The sequence below is a fragment of the Streptomyces sp. NBC_01003 genome, from assembly GCF_045162695.1.
Taxonomy (GTDB): domain Bacteria; phylum Actinomycetota; class Actinomycetes; order Streptomycetales; family Streptomycetaceae; genus Streptomyces.
In genome coordinates, this window is the sequence record NZ_CP108707.1 from 5,910,924 (window position 1) to 5,929,144 (window position 18,221).

Annotated in this window: 17 protein-coding genes; 13 read left to right on the plus strand and 4 right to left on the minus strand. The window is 70.9% G+C overall.

Annotation, left to right across the window (positions count from 1 at the left end; genetic code table 11):
- The first annotated feature begins 13 nt into the window (after positions 1–13).
- From rsmA to OG698_RS27135, 7 genes are all read left to right on the plus strand, one after another.
- Entirely contained in the window at positions 14–877 is an 864-nt protein-coding gene (gene rsmA, locus OG698_RS27105) for a 16S rRNA (adenine(1518)-N(6)/adenine(1519)-N(6))-dimethyltransferase RsmA (RefSeq protein ID WP_406106001.1), read from the plus strand.
- Positions 874–1,773, plus strand: coding sequence for a 4-(cytidine 5'-diphospho)-2-C-methyl-D-erythritol kinase (locus tag OG698_RS27110; RefSeq protein WP_406106003.1), 900 nt, complete (start codon positions 874–876; stop codon positions 1,771–1,773). The genes rsmA and OG698_RS27110 overlap by 4 nt, the downstream gene beginning before the upstream one ends.
- 78 nt (positions 1,774–1,851) lie before the next feature.
- Positions 1,852–2,109 carry a hypothetical protein gene (locus tag OG698_RS27115; RefSeq protein ID WP_406106005.1) on the plus strand — a complete coding sequence of 86 codons (258 nt, stop codon included), beginning with the start codon at positions 1,852–1,854 and terminating at the stop codon, positions 2,107–2,109.
- A 151-nt stretch (positions 2,110–2,260) separates the two neighbouring features.
- Complete coding sequence (locus tag OG698_RS27120) at positions 2,261–4,081, plus strand: ABC-F family ATP-binding cassette domain-containing protein (protein WP_406106006.1); 1,821 nt, start codon at positions 2,261–2,263, stop codon at positions 4,079–4,081.
- A 179-nt stretch (positions 4,082–4,260) separates the two neighbouring features.
- A complete protein-coding gene (locus OG698_RS27125) occupies positions 4,261–6,042 on the plus strand; it encodes a PQQ-binding-like beta-propeller repeat protein (protein WP_406106008.1) in 1,782 nt (593 codons plus the stop codon).
- A 73-nt stretch (positions 6,043–6,115) separates the two neighbouring features.
- Positions 6,116–7,987 carry a PQQ-binding-like beta-propeller repeat protein gene (locus OG698_RS27130; RefSeq protein WP_406106010.1) on the plus strand — a complete coding sequence of 624 codons (1,872 nt, stop codon included), beginning with the start codon at positions 6,116–6,118 and terminating at the stop codon, positions 7,985–7,987.
- 248 nt (positions 7,988–8,235) lie between these two features.
- Positions 8,236–8,937: a response regulator transcription factor gene (locus OG698_RS27135; RefSeq protein ID WP_329573002.1), complete on the plus strand. Its 702-nt coding sequence runs from the start codon at positions 8,236–8,238 to the stop codon at positions 8,935–8,937.
- Between the two features lie 509 nt (positions 8,938–9,446).
- On the opposite strand, the gene OG698_RS27140 is transcribed toward OG698_RS27135, so the two are convergent.
- Complete coding sequence (locus OG698_RS27140; protein ID WP_399977632.1) at positions 9,447–9,728, minus strand: hypothetical protein; 282 nt, start codon at positions 9,726–9,728, stop codon at positions 9,447–9,449.
- An 18-nt stretch (positions 9,729–9,746) separates the two neighbouring features.
- A complete protein-coding gene (locus OG698_RS27145; protein WP_356275754.1) occupies positions 9,747–11,429 on the minus strand; it encodes a sodium:solute symporter family protein in 1,683 nt (560 codons plus the stop codon).
- A gap of 211 nt (positions 11,430–11,640) precedes the next feature.
- On the opposite strand from OG698_RS27145, the gene galT reads away from it, so the two are divergent.
- Genes galT through galK form a run of 3 tightly spaced genes read left to right on the plus strand, consistent with a single transcriptional unit; the run spans position 11,641 to position 14,840 of the window.
- Complete coding sequence (gene galT, locus OG698_RS27150) at positions 11,641–12,702, plus strand: galactose-1-phosphate uridylyltransferase (protein WP_406106012.1); 1,062 nt, start codon at positions 11,641–11,643, stop codon at positions 12,700–12,702.
- Positions 12,699–13,664: a UDP-glucose 4-epimerase GalE gene (galE, locus tag OG698_RS27155; RefSeq protein ID WP_406106014.1), complete on the plus strand. Its 966-nt coding sequence runs from the start codon at positions 12,699–12,701 to the stop codon at positions 13,662–13,664. Before galT ends, galE begins: the two co-directional genes overlap by 4 nt.
- Positions 13,665–13,667: 3 nt before the next feature.
- Positions 13,668–14,840 (plus strand): galactokinase, encoded by a 1,173-nt coding sequence (galK, locus tag OG698_RS27160; protein ID WP_406106015.1) that lies wholly within the window; start codon positions 13,668–13,670, stop codon positions 14,838–14,840.
- A gap of 95 nt (positions 14,841–14,935) precedes the next feature.
- On the opposite strand, the gene OG698_RS27165 is transcribed toward galK, so the two are convergent.
- Positions 14,936–15,391, minus strand: coding sequence for a GNAT family N-acetyltransferase (locus OG698_RS27165; protein ID WP_406106017.1), 456 nt, complete (start codon positions 15,389–15,391; stop codon positions 14,936–14,938).
- A gap of 266 nt (positions 15,392–15,657) precedes the next feature.
- On the opposite strand from OG698_RS27165, the gene OG698_RS27170 reads away from it, so the two are divergent.
- Entirely contained in the window at positions 15,658–16,407 is a 750-nt protein-coding gene (locus OG698_RS27170) for a LuxR C-terminal-related transcriptional regulator (RefSeq protein ID WP_406106018.1), read from the plus strand.
- A 38-nt stretch (positions 16,408–16,445) separates the two neighbouring features.
- On the opposite strand, the gene OG698_RS27175 is transcribed toward OG698_RS27170, so the two are convergent.
- Positions 16,446–16,943, minus strand: coding sequence for a MarR family winged helix-turn-helix transcriptional regulator (locus OG698_RS27175; protein ID WP_406106019.1), 498 nt, complete (start codon positions 16,941–16,943; stop codon positions 16,446–16,448).
- 89 nt (positions 16,944–17,032) lie between these two features.
- On the opposite strand from OG698_RS27175, the gene OG698_RS27180 reads away from it, so the two are divergent.
- Positions 17,033–17,824, plus strand: a complete 792-nt coding sequence (locus OG698_RS27180) for a trans-aconitate 2-methyltransferase (protein WP_406106021.1) — start codon at positions 17,033–17,035, stop codon at positions 17,822–17,824.
- Entirely contained in the window at positions 17,824–18,219 is a 396-nt protein-coding gene (locus tag OG698_RS27185; protein WP_406106022.1) for a VOC family protein, read from the plus strand. Before OG698_RS27180 ends, OG698_RS27185 begins: the two co-directional genes overlap by 1 nt.
- Positions 18,220–18,221: the final 2 nt, after the last annotated feature.

Sequence of the window (18,221 nt, forward strand, 5' to 3'; positions counted from 1 at the left end):
GTACCCTGAGACCGTGAGCACCACTGATCCCCAGGGCCCCCTGCTTGGCCCCGCCGACATCCGCGAACTGGCGGCAGCCCTGGGCGTGCGGCCCACGAAACAGCGCGGCCAGAACTTCGTCATCGACGCCAACACGGTCCGCCGTATCGTCCGCACCGCGCAGGTCACCCCCGAGGACAACGTCGTCGAGGTCGGCCCAGGCCTCGGCTCGCTGACCCTGGCGCTCCTGGAGGCGGCGGCCCACGTCACCGCCGTCGAGATCGACGACGTGCTCGCCGCCGCGCTGCCCGCGACGATCGGGGCCCGCCTCCCGCAGAAGAAGGACGCCTTCTCGCTCGTCCACTCCGACGCGATGCAGGTACGCGAACTGCCGGGCCCCGCGCCCACGGCGCTCGTCGCGAACCTGCCGTACAACGTCGCCGTGCCGGTCCTGCTCCACATGCTCGACACCTTCCCCACCATCGAGCGCACGCTCGTCATGGTGCAGGCCGAGGTCGCCGACCGCCTCGCCGCCGCCCCCGGCTCGAAGGTCTACGGCGTCCCGTCGGTCAAGGCCAACTGGTACGCGGACGTGAAGCGCGCCGGCTCCATCGGGCGGAACGTCTTCTGGCCCGCGCCGAACGTCGACAGCGGCCTCGTCGCCCTGGTCAAGCGCGCCGAACCCGTGGCGACCACCGCCTCCAAGCGCGAGGTCTTCGCCGTGGTCGACGCGGCCTTCGCCCAGCGCCGCAAGACCCTGCGCGCCGCCCTGTCCGGCTGGGCCGGATCGGCCGCCGCCGCCGAGGCCGCCCTGGTAGCGGCCGGTGTCTCCCCGCAGGCGCGCGGCGAGGCCATCACGGTCGAGGAGTTCGCACGGATCGCGGAGAACAAGCAGTGAGCGTGACGGTACGGGTCCCCGCCAAGGTCAACGTCCAGCTCGCGGTGGGCGCCGCCCGCCCCGACGGCTTCCACGACCTCGCCAACGTCTTCCTCGCCGTCGGCCTGCACGACGACGTCACGGCGACCGCGGCCGGCGAACTGACCCTCACCTGCGAGGGCCCCGGCGCGGACCAGGTCCCCCTCGACCGGACGAACCTGGCGGCCCGCGCCGCGATCGCGCTCGGCGAGCGGTACGGGATCGAGCCCCGCGTCCACCTCCACATCGACAAGGACATCCCCGTCGCCGGCGGCATGGCGGGCGGCTCCGCGGACGCGGCCGGCGCGCTCGTGGCCTGCGACGCGCTGTGGGGCACCGGCGCCACCCGGGACGAACTCCTGGAGATCTGCGCCGAGTTGGGCAGCGATGTGCCGTTCAGCCTGGTCGGCGGGGCGGCGCTCGGCACCGGACGCGGCGAGAAGCTTCAACTCCTCGATGTGGGCGGGGAGTTCTGGTGGGTGTTCGCCGCCGCCGACGGGGGGCTCTCGACGCCCGCCGTGTACGGGGAGTTCGACCGCCTCGCCGAAGGCCGCGCCGTCCCCGAGCCGGAGGCCTCGCCCGCCCTGCTCGACGCGCTGCGCTCCGGCGACACGACGGCGCTGGCCGCGACGCTCACGAACGACCTCCAGCCCGCCGCGCTCTCCCTCTTCCCCGCGCTGAAGGACACCCTCGACGCGGGCACGGCGGCGGGCGCCCTCGCGGGCCTGGTCTCCGGCTCGGGCCCGACCACGGCGTACCTCTGCGCGGACGAGGCGTCGGCGCAGGCGGTAGCCGCTGCCCTCACGGCGTCCGGCACCTGCCGCTCCGTACGGGTCACGACGTCTCCCGCGCCGGGCGCGACGGTCGTCCAGCGCTGACGCAGCCGGATGTACTCACGGGTAACTGAGTACGTCCGCGCTGCCGGCCACCACGGGCGCTGCGGCACCGTGGTCGCCATGACCACCGACACCACGAGCGCCCGGCACCGGCGCCGCAGACGCCGCATCGGCAGCGCCGTCGTCCCGCTCGGCGCGATCGCCCTCGTCGGGCTGCACTCCGCGCTCGCCACCCGCGGTCACCTCCTGCCCCCGCCCGCCGGTGGCGGCTGGCAGGGCAGGGTCGTACGGCCGCGCGAGGTCGCCGCGGTCCTCAGCCGGGCAGGCGCAGGTCCCCGCAGCCGTGCCGCCCGACGGCGCGCCGCACGAAGGCCCTGAACGCGGCCGTCGCGAACTTCTCGTCGTGGGGCGCGCCCCCGCACCCCCGTCCGTCCCGCCCGTGTCCGGGCCGTCACAAGAAGGCGCACGCTGTCGGACCCCTCGCGGCGACTACGCTGGAAGACTGATCCATCCCCTTGTCAGGAGCGAAATGGCAGTCAACCTGGTCAATGTCGAGGCAGTCAGCAAGGTGTACGGCACCCGTGCCCTGCTCGACGGCGTATCGCTCGGCGTGTCCGAGGGGGACAGGATCGGTGTCGTCGGGCGTAACGGCGACGGCAAGACCACCCTCATCCGGATGCTCGCCAAGCTGGAGGAGGCCGACACCGGCCGCGTCACCCACAGCGGCGGCCTGCGCCTCGGTGTCCTCACGCAGCACGACTCCCTCGACCCCGAGGCGACGGTCCGGCACGAGGTCATCGGTGACCTCGCCGACCACGAGTGGGCGGGCAACGCCAAGATCCGCGACGTGCTCACCGGCCTCTTCGGCGGACTCGACCTGCCCGGCTTCCCGCAGGGCCTCGACACGGTCATCGCCCCGCTGTCCGGCGGCGAGCGCCGCCGCATCGCGCTCGCGAAACTCCTCATCGGCGAGCCCGACCTGATCGTCCTCGACGAGCCCACCAACCACCTCGACGTCGAGGGCATCTCCTGGCTGGCGGGCCACCTCCGGGCCCGCCGCTCCGCCCTCGTCTGCGTGACCCACGACCGCTGGTTCCTCGACCAGGTCTGCACCCGCATGTGGGACGTGCAGAAGGGCGACGTCTTCGAGTACGAGGGCGGCTACAGCGACTACGTCTTCGCGCGCGCCGAGCGCGAGCGCATCGCGGCGACCGAGGAGACCAAGCGGCAGAACCTGATGCGCAAGGAGCTGGCCTGGCTGCGCCGCGGCGCCCCGGCCCGCACCTCCAAGCCCCGCTACCGCATCGAGGCGGCGAACGAGCTCATCGCCGATGTGCCGGAGCCGCGCGACAAGAGCGAGCTGATGAAGTTCGCAAGCTCCCGGCTCGGCAAGACCGTCTTCGACCTCGAGGACGTCACCGTGCAGGCCGGGCCCAAGGTCCTCCTCAAGCATCTGACCTGGCAGCTCGGCCCCGGCGACCGCATCGGCCTCGTCGGTGTGAACGGCGCCGGCAAGACCTCCCTCCTGCGGGCCATGGCGCAGGCCGCCCGCACCGGCGGCGAGGAGCAGCCCGCGGCCGGCCGCGTCGCCGTCGGCAAGACCGTGAAGCTCGCCTACCTCTCCCAGGAGGTCGCCGAGCTCAACCCCGAACTGCGCGTCATCCAGGCCGTGCAGCAGGTCCGCGACCGCGTCGACCTCGGCAAGGGCCGCGAGATGACCGCGGGCCAGCTCTGCGAGACGTTCGGCTTCAACAAGGAGAAGCAGTGGACGCCCGTCGGCGACCTCTCCGGCGGTGAGCGCCGCCGCCTCCAGATCCTGCGCCTCCTCATGGACGAGCCGAACGTCCTCTTCCTCGACGAGCCGACGAACGACCTCGACATCGAGACCCTCACGCAGCTGGAGGACCTCCTCGACGGCTGGCCCGGCTCCATGGTCGTGATCTCCCACGACCGGTTCTTCATCGAGCGCACCACGGACCGGGTGTTCGCGCTGCTCGGCGACGCCACGCTGCGGATGCTGCCGCGCGGCATCGACGAGTACCTGGAGCGCCGCCGCCGGATGGAGGAGGCCGTCGCCGCCTCGATGACGGCCGCCGCCCCGGCCCCCGCCACGGGCACGCCGGACAAGACGGTGTCCGCCGCCGACGCCCGCGCCGCGAAGAAGGAACTCCAGAAGATCGAGCGGCAGCTGGACAAGATGTCCGAGAAGGAGACCAAGCTGCACGCACAGATCGCCGATAACGCCACGGACTTCGCGAAGGTGGCCAAGCTGGACGGCGAGCTGCGCGAACTGGTCGGGGAGCGCGAGGAGTTGGAGATGCGCTGGCTCGAGCTTGCGGAGGACGCGTGAAGCTCCCGTAACAGACCCATCACGGGCCGGTGCTCCCTTGGGAACAGGGGAGCGACCGGCCCGATGTGCTACTGCACAGGGTGATAGAAAGGGCGCTCTAGGTTGCCTGAGAACGACCAGAGAACGTCCTGAAATCGACCAGGCGAGCAGACACATCAGTGAAGACGGGGGGAGCGCTGATGACTCAGCCGCCCAACCAGCCGCCGCAAGGCGGCTTCGGAGCACCACAGGATCCGCAGCAGCCACCGGCCCAGCCGCCGCAGCCTCCGGGCCGGCCGCCGCAGACGCCGCCGGCCCCGCAGCCCGGATACGGCTACCCGCAGCAGCCGGGCCCGTACGGCCAGCCCCCGCAGGGCGGCCCCTACGGTCAGCCCCAGCAGCCGGGTCCCTACGGACAGCCGCAGCAGCAGCCCGGACCGTACGGCCAGCAGCCCCAGTACGGCTATCCGCAGCAGCAGCCCCAGTACGGCTACCCGCAGCAGCAGCCTCCGTTCCCCGGTGGCCCCGCGGGCCCGGGTGGCGGCGGCAAGAACCCCTTCAAGGGCCGGACCGGGATCATCGTGGCCGCCGCCGTGGCCGTCGTCGTGATCGCCGGCGGTGTGGTGTGGGCGGTCGTGGGCGGCGGTGACGACAAGAAGAAGGACCCCGTCGCCGACAAGAGCCAGGACCCCAAGCCCACCGGCTCCGCGCCGGTCGACCCGGGTGACGGCTCCGGTGACGGACGCGACGGCAAGGAGGACCTCAACGCGGGCCGCCAGGCCGGTGAGTCGAAGGTCCTCTGGTACAAGACGGCCCCCAAGGCCCCCGGCGACGGCGCGGACGCGCCCGGCATGTGGGTCACCGACACGCTCGCCGCGAAGGCGGTCTACAACGAGCTCGTCGCGTACAACATCTCGGACGGCAAGCCGAGTTGGCCGACCATCAAGCTCCCGCAGAAGATCTGCGGCGCCAGCGTGCAGAAGTCGGACGACGACAAGGTCGCCATCGCGTACATGAGCGGTGTCACCGACCGCGCCAAGTGCAACCAGGTCCAGCAGATCGACCTGAAGACCGGCAAGAAGGACTGGGAGAAGAAGATCCCCGAGGGGGACCTCTTCGACGGCACCGGCAGCGGTGTCGAACTCACCTACGCGGGCAGCACGTTGATGGTCGGCCGCCAGATGTCCGGCCTCGGCCTGAGCGTCAGCGACGGCAAGCAGCTCTTCGAGAAGAAGAAGTACGGCGCGGCCTGCTTCCCCGGCGCCTTCGCCGGCGGCGAGCGCCTCCTGGCCGTCTCCTCCTGCGGTGCCTCCACGGACAAGGAGCACGACGAGATCCAGGAGCTGGACCCGGCGACGGGCAAGGCGAAGTGGACCAAGCCGTTCCCCAAGGGCTGGAAGGTGGCCCGCGCCTACTCCGTCTCGCCGGTCGTCCTCTACCTCACCAACGAGGACAAGAAGCAGTGGAACATCACCACGCTGAAGAACGGCAGCAGCGCGGTGCGTTCCGAGGTCTCGGTCGACGAGGACTTCGCGCCCGAGTGCGGCTGGGCCATCCTCGACCGTGACCTCCAGGGCTGCACGGGCGTCGCCGCCGACACCAACACGCTGTACCTGCCGACCAAGGCGACCAGCGGCAGCGCCAACGAGGTCGTCGCGATCAGCCTGGAGAACGGCAAGGAGCGCTGGCGCGCGAAGTCGCCGGTGGCCCAGAACATGCTGCCGCTGAAGACCGAGGGCGGCGCCGTGATCGCCTACGTCAACGCCTCGTACGACGCCGGAGGCAGGGTCGTGTCGATCGCGACGGCGGGCTCGCACGCGCCGAAGACCCTGCTGCAGAACCCGGCGGGAACCGCGCAGATCGAGAACGGCTTCTACTCCAAGGCGGTCGACTACGTCGACGGGCGCTTCTACATCTCCACGACGCGCCTGTCCGGCACGGCCAAGGGCGAGGAGAAACTGATGCTGGCGTACGGCAAGTGACCGCCGCACCCCCAGTGACCGCCCACCGCACCGCCGCCCGCTCCTTCTCCCCGTCACCCGAGGTACAGACGTCATGACGCAGCCGCCCCAGCCGCCCAACGAGCCGCCGCAGGGCCCGCCGCAGGGCCCCCCGCCGGTGGGCTTCGGCAAGCCGCAGGATCCCCCGTCCGGAGGGTTCGGCGCACCGCAGGATCCCCCGCCCGGAGGGTTCGGCGCGCCCACGCCGCCGCCCCCGCCCGCGCAGCAGCCCGGCTACGGCTACCCGCAGGCGCCCCAGACCCCACCCCCGGCCCAGCCGCCGACGCCGCCGCAGGGCCAGCCCGGGGGCTACGGCCACCCGCAGCCCCCTGCCCCCAACTACGGCTACCCGCAGGCCCCTCAGGGCCAGCCGCCGACGCCCCCGCAGGGCTACGGCTACCCGGGCCAGCAGCCGCCGCAGTACGGCGCCTACCCGCCGCCCGGCACCGTGCCCATGCAGGCGGCGGGCGGCGCCGGCAAGAAGATCAGCTCCCAGATGATGATCATCATCGGCGCTGTCGTCGCGGTCGCCCTGATCATCGGCGGCGGCGTCTGGTACTCGGCGTCCTCGGGCGACGACAAGACCGACGCCAGCACCGCGGGCCCGACCGGTGGCACCGGCGGCAAGGGCGGCGACGAGAACAAGGGCGGCTCCGGCGGCACCACCACCGGCGGCGCGAGCAAGGAGAAGGTCCCGGGGAACACCAGCTCCCAGGTCCTCTTCCAGCTGCCCCAGCACGAGGTGCCCAAGGACGAGGTGTTCAGCACCAAGGGCTCCTGGCTCACGGACACGACGTACGCCAAGGCGGGTGTGGGCGAGATCAACGGCTACGCCGCGGACACCGGCAAGAAGTCCTGGACGCTCCCGCTGCCCGGCCAGACGTGCGGCGGGGCCCCCGAGGTCACCCAGGACGGCCTGAGCGCGGTCATCAGCGAGGAGGCCCCGCGCAAGCCCAAGGAGTACGACTACCAGCCGTGCACCAAGATCACGGTCTTCAACGTCGACACGGGCAAGAAGCTGTGGACGAAGAGCGTCGGCACCGGCGGGCGTGACATCCCGTTCAAGGAGCTGTCGATCACCGGCTCCACGCTGGCGGCCGGCGGCGGCTACGACGGTGGCGCGGCCCTCGACATCAAGTCGGGCAAGATCCTGTGGCAGCCGCAGGCCGGCTCCTGCGAGGACCTCGGCTACCGCGGCGGCGAGCAGCTGGTCGCCGTCCGCAAGTGCGGTGACTACGGCGACGAGAAGCACCAGGTGCAGCTCCTCGACCCGGCGACGGGCAAGCCGAAGTGGACCTACAAGATCCCGGCCGACGTGAACGTCATCTCCGTCGTCTCCAGCAAGCCGGTCACCTTCGTGATCGCCACCGGCGAGGAGGTCGAGATGTCGGACCTGTTCTCCCTCGACGACACCGGCAAGCTGCGCGCCAAGGTCTCGCTGGAGAAGGACCGTTACGACTTCGACTGCGACGTCAGCGCGATGCACGGCTGCCGCGGCATCACGGTCGGCAACGACCGCGTCTACATGCCGACCCGCGAGCACGACGGCGGCGGCACGTCCGGCCAGACCAACGAGATCGTGTCGTTCTCCCTGGCGAACGGCCAGCTCACCGGTGACCGCGTCGACGGCGGGGAGTACACGCTCTTCCCGGTCCGCATGGACGGCGGGAACGTCCTGGCGTACAAGGACGGCCCCTACGACAAGGGCGCCGAGATCGTCACGATCGACCCGAAGACGCTGAAGCAGAAGACGCTCCTGGTCACTCCGGCGACGGAGACCGTGACCAGCGTCATCAGCAGCATGACCCCCACCCAGTCCGAACTGCTCTACACCAACGGCAGGCTGGCCATGGGCAAGGAACTCATCTCCAAGCCGTATTCGGCGGACGAGAAGGAGTACGAGGCCGTGGTCTTCGCGGCGAAGTAACTCCGGAGCCGCTCATCGCGGACTCAGGACGGCCCCGCACCCTCACCGGGTGCGGGGCCGTCGGCATATGCGCCCGCCGCCGAGAGATTCCGGCATTCCGGGTCACTTCTCACCAGTAGGGGAAGCGCAACGCCGAACGAGCGTGTAGCTTCCGGGAGATGGAGGAGGTCGGGGAGTCGGGGGGCTTTCCGCACCGAGGGGGTTCTGGGGGTCCCACGGGATCCCGGGGGATGTGGGGGGGTGGCTCTATGGGTGTGCGGCTCATGGTGGTCGACGACCATCGACTGCTCGCCGAGGCGCTCGCCTCGGCTCTCAAGCTGCGCGGGCACCGGGTGCTCGCGGCGGCCGCGCCCGCCGCGGGAGCGGCCGAGCTGGTGATCCAGCGGGCGCCCGAGGTCTGTCTCATCGGTACGGCGACGCCCGCGGAGCCGGGCATCTTCGACCCGATCGTGCGTATCAAGCGGGAGCGCCCGCAGGTGGCGGTGGTCGTCCTCGGGCCCGTGCCGTCACCGCGCGGGATCGCGGCGGCGTTCGCGGCCGGCGCCTGCGGCTACGTACGGCACGACGAGCGGATCGAGGGGGTCGAGCGCGCCCTGATGAAGGCGCGGGCGGGCGAGGCGGCCGTGGCGCCGCAGCTCCTACAGGGAGCCTTCAGCGAGCTGCTCAACCCGGCCGCGCAGCCCGACGACGAGGGGCAGCGGCTCCTGCAGATGCTGACGCCGCGTGAGGTCGAGGTCCTGGTCCGCGTCGCGGACGGCGAGGACACCCGGCTCATCGCGGCCGGAATGGGCATCGCCCCGAGCACGGCCCGTACGCATGTGCAGCGGGTCCTGATGAAGCTGGGCGTCGGCTCGCGCCTGGAGGCGGCGGCGCTGGCCGCGCGCACGGGGCTCCTCGACCGGGCGGGGCCGGTCCCGGCGGCTCCGGGCGTGCCGGATCCGGAGTCCTGAGCTAGAGTCGGTCTCGTGCTCGTCACCGCGACTCGTGGTGTGCGGGCCGTGCGTCGGTGGTCCAAGGAAAGGCGCCCCGCTTCCTGCGGGGAGATGCAGGTGCAAGGCCTGCTCGGCGCTCCACTCCAAGTCCCGTCCCGCTTCGGCGGGGCGGGACTTGTTTCGGTTACGGGGTGGGGCTCCGGTTCGCTTGCGGGCAGTTCCGGAACCATGCGGCCGAAGACGGCACGGGCATGGTCGGAGGTCTGCGACAAGCCCGGCACGTGATGGATGACCACCTCGTGCAGGAACAACGCGTGGTGCTCCGCTTCGGCCACGTCGGGGAAGACCGGCGGCGGTTACCCCGCGGTACTCCTCCCGCCGGCCGCGCGTGCGATCAGTGGCCATCACCACCAGGGCGTCGATCAATTGCCCGTCGCCGCAGGCGGAATGAGAGGCAGGCCTTCGGAGCTCGAAAGGGCCGGAGGCCACCACCCGTGGATGATGGCCTCCGGCCCGGGGCGAAGGGCTTACGCCTCGCCGTCCTGCGGTACCGGCGGAGCCGTCGGCCGCAGCTTCAGCCACACCAGGAAGAACAGCCCGAGGGCGAGCATGCCGAGGCCCGTCCACAGGTTGATGTTGATGTTCTCGGCCTTCTTCAGGTCGGCGTCGGACGCCGTGATGCCGGCGATCGTGACGATGACCCCGTACACCGCGAACAGTCCGCCGATGATGCGCCGGATGTCGAAGAGCCGCGCCGCCGTCGCCGACTTGCGTTCCAACTCGGAGACTTCGTTCTGGAGTTCAGACATGAGGGTTCGCGCCTCCGATCAGAGGGAGAAGGGGACGTAGCACAGCGCGGCGAGGACGATCGCGCCCCAGCCGAGCAAAGCGGGCTTGCGGTACCAGGCGTCGTCGCCCTCGGCGGGCGGCTCCTCCAGGCCCGGCGCCGTCGTCCCGTACACGAGGCCCGCGAGCTCGGCCTCCGGCTTGGGCGCGGTGAACAGCGTGACGACGACCATGACGACCGCGCCGGCGACGAAGCCGACGATCGCCGAGACGAAGTTGGCGCCCTGGTCGGTCGGGATGTCGATGACGCCCTGCTTGTAGATCCAGAAGTAGTTGACCATCGCGGCGGTCGTGCCCGCGAGCAGGCCCCACACGCCGGACTTCATCGAGGCGCGCTTCCAGAACATGCCGATGATGAAGACGACGAACATCGGGACGTTGAAGAAGGAGAACAGCGTCTGCAGGTAGCCCATGATGTTCGAGAACGACGAGGCGATGAACGCCGTGCCGATCGAGGCCAGGACGCCGACCGCCGTGATGAGGCGGCCGAACTTCAGGTAGTAACCGTCGGGCTTGCCGGTCTTCACGTACTTGGCCCAGATGTCGTACGTGAACACGGTGTTGAAGGACGACACGTTCGCCGCCATGCCCGCCATGAACGCGGCGAGCAGACCGGTCACCGCGATGCCGAGCACGCCGTTGGGCAGCAGCTCCTGCATCAGGTAGGGGATCGCGTCGTTGTACGTCAGGTCCGAACCGGCCATGCCGATCTTCGGCACCAGCACCGCGGCGACCATGCCCGGGATCATCACCAGGAAGACGATGAAGATCTTCGGGAACGCGGCGATGAGCGGGGTGCGCTGAGCGGCCGAGAGGTTCTTCGCGGACAGGGCGCGCTGCACCTCGGCGAAGTTCGTCGTCCAGTAGCCGAAGGAGAGCACGAAGCCCAGGCCGAGGATGATCGTCAGCCAGTTCGCGCCGAGCGGGTTGGCCTCACCGATGCCCGTACCGCCCCAGGCCGAGAGGAAGTTGTCGCCGTGCGCGCTCTTCAGGGAGTCGGTCATGCCGCCCCAGCCGCCGACCCGCTTGAGGCCGATGATGCAGAGGGGGATGAGCGCCGCGAGGATCACGAAGAACTGGAGGACCTCGTTGTAGATCGCCGAGGAGAGTCCGCCGATGGTGATGTACGCGAGCACGAACAGGCCGGCGACGACGATGGCCAGCCACTGCGGCCAGCCGAGCAGCGCCTCCACGACGATCGACAGGGCGTACAGGTTCACGCCCGCGATCAGGATCGCCGCGAAGGCGAAGAGTATGGAGCTCAGCAGGTGCGCGCTCTTGTCGAACCGCTGGAGCAGGTACTCGGGGACCGAGCGCACCTTGGAGCGGTAGTAGAAGGGCATCATCACGAGGCCCAGGAAGACCATCGCCGGGATGGCGCCGATCCAGTACCAGTGGACGACTGAGACGCCGTACTGCGCGCCGGTCGCTGCCATGCCGAGGATCTCGGTGGCGCCCAGGTTGGCTGCGACGAACGCCAGACCGGTGACCCAGGCGGGCAGGGAGCGGCCCGAGAGGAAGAAGTCGAGGCTGGTCTTCACGGAGCGCCGGGCGGCGAAGCCGATGCCGAGGACCACGACGAAGTAGATCGCCAGGATCGCGTAGTCGAGGCCGTTGGTGGGCAGCCGGAGCCCCGCGGCCAGGGTTTGTGTGGGGGACAGCATGGAGAACTCGCTTCGTTGCGCGAACTGATCAGACCGGAACCTACGCGTCTATGTTCAATAAATGAACACTTCTGCTGAGGTTCTTTGTTTGATTGTGATGCGAGTGACACGCCACGCACCGAAGGATGCGTCCGCGGCCTTGACCATCCCGTTGAAGCGTGCTTTGTTATGTTTGATTATGTTGAGTTGATGCGAATGAGGAGCATCGGACGTGAAGAAGACGTCGACCCGGCTCGCCGACGGTCGCGAGCTCATCTACTACGACTCGCGTGACGACGTCGTGCGGGACGCGGTGGACCGGCGTCCGCTGGACCCCGTCGCCTGCTCCTCGCAGGTCCGCCGCGACCCCCTCCTCGGGGACAGCGTCGCCATCGCCTCGCACCGCCAGGCCCGCACCTACCACCCGCCGGCCGACGAGTGCCCCCTGTGCCCGTCCGAGGGCGACCGGCTCAGCGAGATCCCCGACTCCTCGTACGACGTGGCGGTCTTCGAGAACCGCTTCCCCTCGCTCGCCGGGGACGCCGGGCGCTGCGAGGTCGTCTGCTTCACCTCCGACCACACGTCGTCCTTCGCCGACCTCACCGAGGAACAGGCCGGACTCGTCCTGGATGCCTGGACCGACCGCACCGCCGAGCTGTCCCACCTGCCCTCCGTGGAGCAGGTGTTCTGCTTCGAGAACCGCGGCGCCGAGATCGGCGTCACCCTCGGCCACCCGCACGGCCAGATCTACGGCTACCCCTTCACCACCCCGCGCACCGCCCTCATGCTGCGCTCGGTCGCCGAGCACAAGGAGCAGACCGGCGGCCGCAACCTCTTCGACGACGTGCTCGCCGAGGAGCGCACCGGCGAGCGCGTCGTCCTCGAGGGTGACCACTGGGTGGCGTTCGTCCCGTACGCGGCCCACTGGCCGTACGAGGTGCACCTCTACCCCAAGCGCCGCGTGCCCGACCTGCTCGCCCTCGAGGACGGCGCGCGCACAGAGTTCCCTCAGATTTATCTGGAACTCTTGAGGCGCTTCGACCGGCTCTTCGGAATGGAGGAGTCCCCGACGCCGTACATCGCCGCCTGGCACCAGGCGCCGTTCGGCACCTTGGACGACTTCCCCGGCGTCCAGCGGGACGACTTCGCCCTTCACCTCGAGCTTTTCACTATCCGCCGCACTTCCGGCAAGCTGAAGTTTCTCGCGGGTTCCGAATCCGGCATGAGTGTGTTCATCAACGACGTGCCGCCGGAGACCGCGGCCGAGCGACTGCGAGAGGTAGCGAGTACATGAGCGGGAAGTACCTGGTCACCGGCGGTGCGGGATATGTGGGCAGCGTGGTCGCGCAGCACCTGGTCGAGGCGGGGCACGACGTCACCGTCCTCGACAACCTCTCGACCGGGTTCCGCGAGGGCGTGCCCGCCGGGGCGACGTTCGTCGAGGGCGACATCCGCGACGCCGCCAAGTGGCTCGACCCGTCCTTCGACGCCGTCCTCCACTTCGCCGCGTTCTCCCAGGTCGGCGAGTCCGTCGTGAAGCCCGAGAAGTACTGGGACAACAACGTCGGCGGCACCATGGCGCTCCTCGCAGCGATGCGCTCGGCGGAGGTGCGCAAGCTCGTCTTCTCCTCCACCGCGGCGACGTACGGGGAGCCCGTCAGCACCCCCATCACCGAGTCCGACCCCACCGCCCCCACCTCCCCGTACGGCGCCTCCAAGCTCGCCGTCGACCACATGATCACCGGGGAGGCGGCCGCGCACGGCCTGGCCGCCGTGTCGCTGCGCTACTTCAACGTCGCGGGCGCCTACGGCAGCTGCGGCGAGCGCCACGACCCCGAGTCGCACCTCATCCCGCTCGTCCTCCAGGTCGCCCAGGGCCGGCGCGACGCGATCTCCGTCTACGGCGACGACTACCCGACGCCCGACGGCACCTGCGTGCGCGACTACATCCACGTCGCCGACCTCGCCGAGGCCCACCTGCTCGCCCTCGACGCCGCCCGCCCCGCCGAGCACCTCATCTGCAACCTCGGCAACGGCAACGGCTTCTCCGTGCGCGAGGTCATCGAGACCGTCCGCCAGGTGACCGGCCACCCGATCCCCGAGGTCACCGCCCCGCGCCGCGGCGGCGACCCGGCCGTCCTCGTCGCCTCCGCCGCCACCGCGCGCGAGCGCCTCGGCTGGAACCCGTCCCGCGCGGACCTCGCGGGAATCGTCGCCGACGCCTGGGCCTTCGCCCAGGCACGCCAGGAGGGGTAAGTCATGTCTGTCGCCTCGCAGTTCAGCGATCTGTACGGATACGAGCCCGAGGGGGTCTGGGCCGCGCCCGGACGCGTGAACCTCATCGGCGAGTACACCGACTTCAACGAGGGCTTCGTGATGCCGCTCGCGCTGCCGCACACCGCGGTGGCCGCCGTCGCGCGCCGCACCGACGGCGTCCTGCGGCTGCACTCCGCGGACATCGACGCGCCGATCGCCGAACTGCGGGCCGACGAACTGACCCCGCTCTCCGAGTTCGGGCAGGGCGGCTGGGCCGCGTACCTGGCGGGCGTCGTATGGGCGCTGCGCGAGGCCGGGCACACCGTCACGGGCGCCGACATCCACCTCGCGTCGACCGTGCCGACCGGCGCGGGCCTGTCCTCGTCGGCCGCACTCGAAGTCGTCACCGCGCTCGCGCTCAACGACCTCTTCGAACTGGGGCTCACCGGGCCCGAGTTGGCGCGGATCGCGCAGCGTGCCGAGAACGACTTCGTGCGCGTGCCCTGCGGGATCATGGACCAGATGGCGTCGGCCTGCGCCACCGAGGGCCACGTCCTGCACCTGGACTGCCGCGACCTGTCCACCCGCCAGGTCCCCTTCGACCTGGCCGCGCAGGGCCTCCAGCTGCTCGTCGTCGACACCCGCGTCAAGCACGAGCTGGGCGACGGCGCGTACGCGGAGCGCCGCGCGGGCTGCGAGGAGGGCGCCCGCGCGCTCGGGGTCTCGCACCTGCGTGACGTGTCGTACGCCGAACTGCCCGCAGCACTCGCCAAGTTGGCGGACCTGACCGACGAGCGGGTCGTGCGCTACGTCCGCCACATCGTCTGCGACGACCACCGCGTCGAGCGGGTCATCGAGCTTCTCGACGCCGGTGACGTACGGGCGATCGGCCCGGTCCTCACCGAGGGCCACGCCTCGCTCCGCGACGACCTGCGCATCTCCTGCGCCGAGCTGGACCTGGTCGTGGACACCGCGAACGCGTCGGGCGCGCTCGGCGCCCGGATGACCGGCGGTGGCTTCGGCGGCTCCGCGATCGTCCTGGTGGAGGAGTCGGACGCGGACGCGGTGACGAAGTCGATCACGGAGGCGTTCGCTTCGGCGGGCTGCACGGCCCCGCGCGTCTTCCCCGCGGTCCCGTCGGCGGGAGCCCACAAACTCACCCCAGCCGCTTGGTGAGCGTGAACTCCTTGATCCCTGGCGGGTAGTCGGGGCTGTGCCCAATGGTGCGCTCCGCGCACGGGCGCACGATTCGCGGCGTGGGCCGGGTGTGTTCACCCCAGCCGCTTGGTGAGCGTGAACTCCTTGATCCCTGGCGGGTAGTCGGGGATCACGCACATCAGCTCGTAGCCGTGCTGGCGGTAGAAGCCCGGCGCCTGGAAGTCCCATGTTTCCACTCGGGCGCCGTGGCAGGCGCGGTCCTCGTGGGCGATGCGTTCCGCCTCCGCGAGGAGGCGGGAGCCGAGGCCCTTCGCGCGGTGGCGGTCGTCCACCCAGAGCAGGTTCACGTGAAGCCAGGTCGCCCAGGTGTGCCCGTCCAGGCCGCCGGCGATCTCGCCGCTCTCGTCCAACGCCCAGACCTGGAGCGGCACTTCACGGTCGTCGGGCGTCCCCCGCAGCGACCTGAGCTCCGCCGACGCCGCGGTATTCGCCTCCCGCAGCCGGAAGTGAAGAAGATCGCGCCGCTGTTTGTCGACTTCTGTCTCAATACGAAACATACGCCTCACCATAAACGCGCAGGCCAACCAGTTCTGCAAATTGCCTTCCGCTCCTGGCCCGCGGCCCTACTCTGAGCACAGCGCCGGTGGGGGCCGGTGCTGATCAGGGGGCGAGACAGCCGGGTACGACGCCCGGAGCGGGGGGGGCGGTACGAGCACGGCGGCGGCCGTGCGGCCGCGACGACCTGCCTCTTCGGGCGCCGTACCCGTGCCGGACAGCCTCCCGGCGCCGGGGAATCCCCTGCTCCGCGAGGAGCTTGGGGGAGGGGGTTATACACGTGGTTCGCATCCGAGTCCTGGTCGTCGACGACCACCGCATCTTCGCCGAGTCGCTCGCCGCGGCTCTCGCCGCCGAGCCCGACGTGGACGTGTCCGCGGCCGGCAGCGGCCCCGCCGCACTGCGCTGCATGGACCGCGCGGCGGCGGAAGGGCGCCGGTTCGACGTCCTCCTCGTCGACGCCGATCTGGGAGCGGCCCTGCACGGCCCGCGCCCGGCGACGGCAGCGCCCGACACGGCGCCCGGCCAGGACGGCCTGGTCGACGGGATCTCCCTGGTGGCGGGCGTCCGTTCGGGCCAGCCCACCGTACGGACCGTGGTGCTCGCCGAGAAGGACGACCCGCGCCGCGCGGCCCTCGCGCTCCAGGCGGGCGCCTCCGGCTGGGTCGCCAAGGACTGCTCGCTCTCGCGGCTGCTCACGGTCATCCGGGGCGTCCTGCGCGACGAGACGCATCTGCCGCCCGCCCTGCTCACGAGCGTTCTGCGGGAGCTGACCGCGGCCCGCAAGCACCGCACCGACTCCGAGCGCCTGGTGGAGTCCCTGACGCCGCGTGAGCGCGAGGTGCTGCGCTGCATGGTCGCGGGCCTCGGCCGCAAGGCGGTCGCCGAGCGCCTCTTCCTGTCCCCGCACACGGTCCGTACACACATGCAGAACGTGCTGGGCAAGCTCGGGGTCCACTCCACGCTCGCGGCGGTGGCGCTGGCGCGCAGGGCCGGGGTCGGGCCCGCGGACCTGGAAGCGGCGTCCTAGGAAGAACCCGTACGACGGGGGCCCAGGGACTGACGGTCCTAGCCGGGGATGTTGTCGAACGGCGCGGTCAACTTCCGCAGCAGGCCCGCCAGTTCGCCGCGCTGGGTGCGGGACAGCTCCGCGAGGATCGCCCGCTCCTGCGCGAGGAGGCCGGCGAGCGCCTGGTCGGCGCGGTCCTGCCCCTCGGTGGTCAGTCGCACCAGGACGCCGCGTCGGTCGCTCGGGTCGGGGAGGCGCTCGACGAGACCCTTCTTGGCGAGCCGGTCGATACGGTTCGTCATCGTGCCGGAGGTGACGAGGGTCTGCGTGAGGAGCTGTCCGGGGGAGAGCTGGTAGGGGGCACCGGCCCGCCGCAGGGACGTCAGTACGTCGAACTCCCACGGCTCCAGCTGGTGCTCGGCGAAGGCCAGGCGCCGGGCCCGGTCAAGATGACGCGCCAGCCTGCTGACCCGACTGAGCACCTCTAGGGGCTCCACGTCGAGGTCAGGGCGCTCTCGACGCCACGCTGCGACCAGCCGGTCGACCTCGTCCTCCATGACGATCAGTCTAGTGGGTCCCTCGACATGAAGTCTCTTGAATTCAACTATCTTGACATCGAGATAAATCCGGGAGGATCCTGGCCGCCATGAGCACACCTACCTGGGACCCCCAGCAGTATCTCCGCCACGCGGACCACCGCACCCGTCCCTTCGCCGACCTCCTCGCCCGCGTCAAGGGCGACCCCGCGAGGATCGCCGACCTCGGCTGCGGCGCGGGCAACGTCACCGCCCTGCTCGCCCAGCGCTGGCCGAAGGCGAGGATCACCGGCTACGACAACTCCCCGCAGATGCTGGAGAAGGCCGCGGCCCACGCTACCGACCTCCTCGACTTCGCCCCCGCCGACGCGGCCACCTGGACCCCCGCCGAGCCCTTCGACCTGATCGTCTCCAACGCCCTGCTCCAATGGGTCCCCGGCCACACCGACCGCTTCCCCGACTGGCTGGCCGGCATCGCCCCCGGCGGCACGTTCGCCTTCCAGGTCCCCGGCAACTTCGACGCCCCCAGCCACGTACTGATGCGCGACCTCGCCCGGTCGGCGCGGTGGCGGGACCGGCTCGGCGACACACTGCGCCACGCGGACGCCGTCCACACCCCCGAGCAGTACCTGAACCAGCTCACCGCGCTCGGCTGCGACGCGGACGTCTGGGAGACGACGTATCTGCATCTCCTCCAGGGCGAGGACCCGGTCCTCGACTGGGTCAAGGGCACGGGCCTGCGCCCCGTCCTGACCGCCCTCGCGGACGACCCGCAGGCCACGGACGAATTCCTGACCGCCTACCGCGCCCAGCTCCGCACCGCATACCCCGCGACACCGCAGGGCACGGTCTTCCCCTTCCGCCGCCTGTTCGCGGTGGCCCGCAAACCGGCGGACGCCTGATGCTCCGGGCCCTGGACCACGTACAGCTCGCCGCCCCCGCGGGATCCGAGGACGCGCTGCGCCGGTTCTACGGGGACGCGCTCGGCATGACGGAGTCGCCGAAGCCCCCGGCGCTCGCGGCGCACGGGGGCTGCTGGTTCGAAGCGGGCCAGGTGCGGCTGCACCTGGGAATCGAGCGGGCCCCCGCCGGAGGCGGAAGCGGAAAATGTCGCAGTCGGCCGGCCCGCAAGGCCCACCCGGGGCTGCGGGTCACGGGGATCGAGACGTACGCGGCGCGGCTCGTGGCGCACGGCGTGAGGATCACCTGGGACGGGGACCTGCCGGGCCACCGCCGCTTCTACGCCGACGACCCGGTGGGCAACCGGCTCGAATTCCTCGAACCGGTCGCGCCCTGAGC

What these genes read in the sequence shown, in the direction of transcription:
- OG698_RS27115 (WP_406106005.1), top strand. Translation starts at nt 1,852, where the DNA reads ATGACCACCGACACCACGAGCGCCCGGCACCGGCGCCGCAGACGCCGC.
- OG698_RS27120 (WP_406106006.1), top strand. Translation starts at nt 2,261, where the DNA reads ATGGCAGTCAACCTGGTCAATGTCGAGGCAGTCAGCAAGGTGTACGGC.
- OG698_RS27125 (WP_406106008.1), top strand. Translation starts at nt 4,261, where the DNA reads ATGACTCAGCCGCCCAACCAGCCGCCGCAAGGCGGCTTCGGAGCACCA.
- OG698_RS27130 (WP_406106010.1), top strand. Translation starts at nt 6,116, where the DNA reads ATGACGCAGCCGCCCCAGCCGCCCAACGAGCCGCCGCAGGGCCCGCCG.
- OG698_RS27135 (WP_329573002.1), top strand. Translation starts at nt 8,236, where the DNA reads ATGGGTGTGCGGCTCATGGTGGTCGACGACCATCGACTGCTCGCCGAG.
- OG698_RS27140 (WP_399977632.1), bottom strand. Translation starts at nt 9,728, where the DNA reads ATGTCTGAACTCCAGAACGAAGTCTCCGAGTTGGAACGCAAGTCGGCG.
- OG698_RS27145 (WP_356275754.1), bottom strand. Translation starts at nt 11,429, where the DNA reads ATGCTGTCCCCCACACAAACCCTGGCCGCGGGGCTCCGGCTGCCCACC.
- galE (WP_406106014.1), top strand. Translation starts at nt 12,699, where the DNA reads ATGAGCGGGAAGTACCTGGTCACCGGCGGTGCGGGATATGTGGGCAGC.
- galK (WP_406106015.1), top strand. Translation starts at nt 13,668, where the DNA reads ATGTCTGTCGCCTCGCAGTTCAGCGATCTGTACGGATACGAGCCCGAG.
- OG698_RS27165 (WP_406106017.1), bottom strand. Translation starts at nt 15,391, where the DNA reads ATGGTGAGGCGTATGTTTCGTATTGAGACAGAAGTCGACAAACAGCGG.
- OG698_RS27175 (WP_406106019.1), bottom strand. Translation starts at nt 16,943, where the DNA reads ATGGAGGACGAGGTCGACCGGCTGGTCGCAGCGTGGCGTCGAGAGCGC.
- OG698_RS27180 (WP_406106021.1), top strand. Translation starts at nt 17,033, where the DNA reads ATGAGCACACCTACCTGGGACCCCCAGCAGTATCTCCGCCACGCGGAC.
- OG698_RS27185 (WP_406106022.1), top strand. Translation starts at nt 17,824, where the DNA reads ATGCTCCGGGCCCTGGACCACGTACAGCTCGCCGCCCCCGCGGGATCC.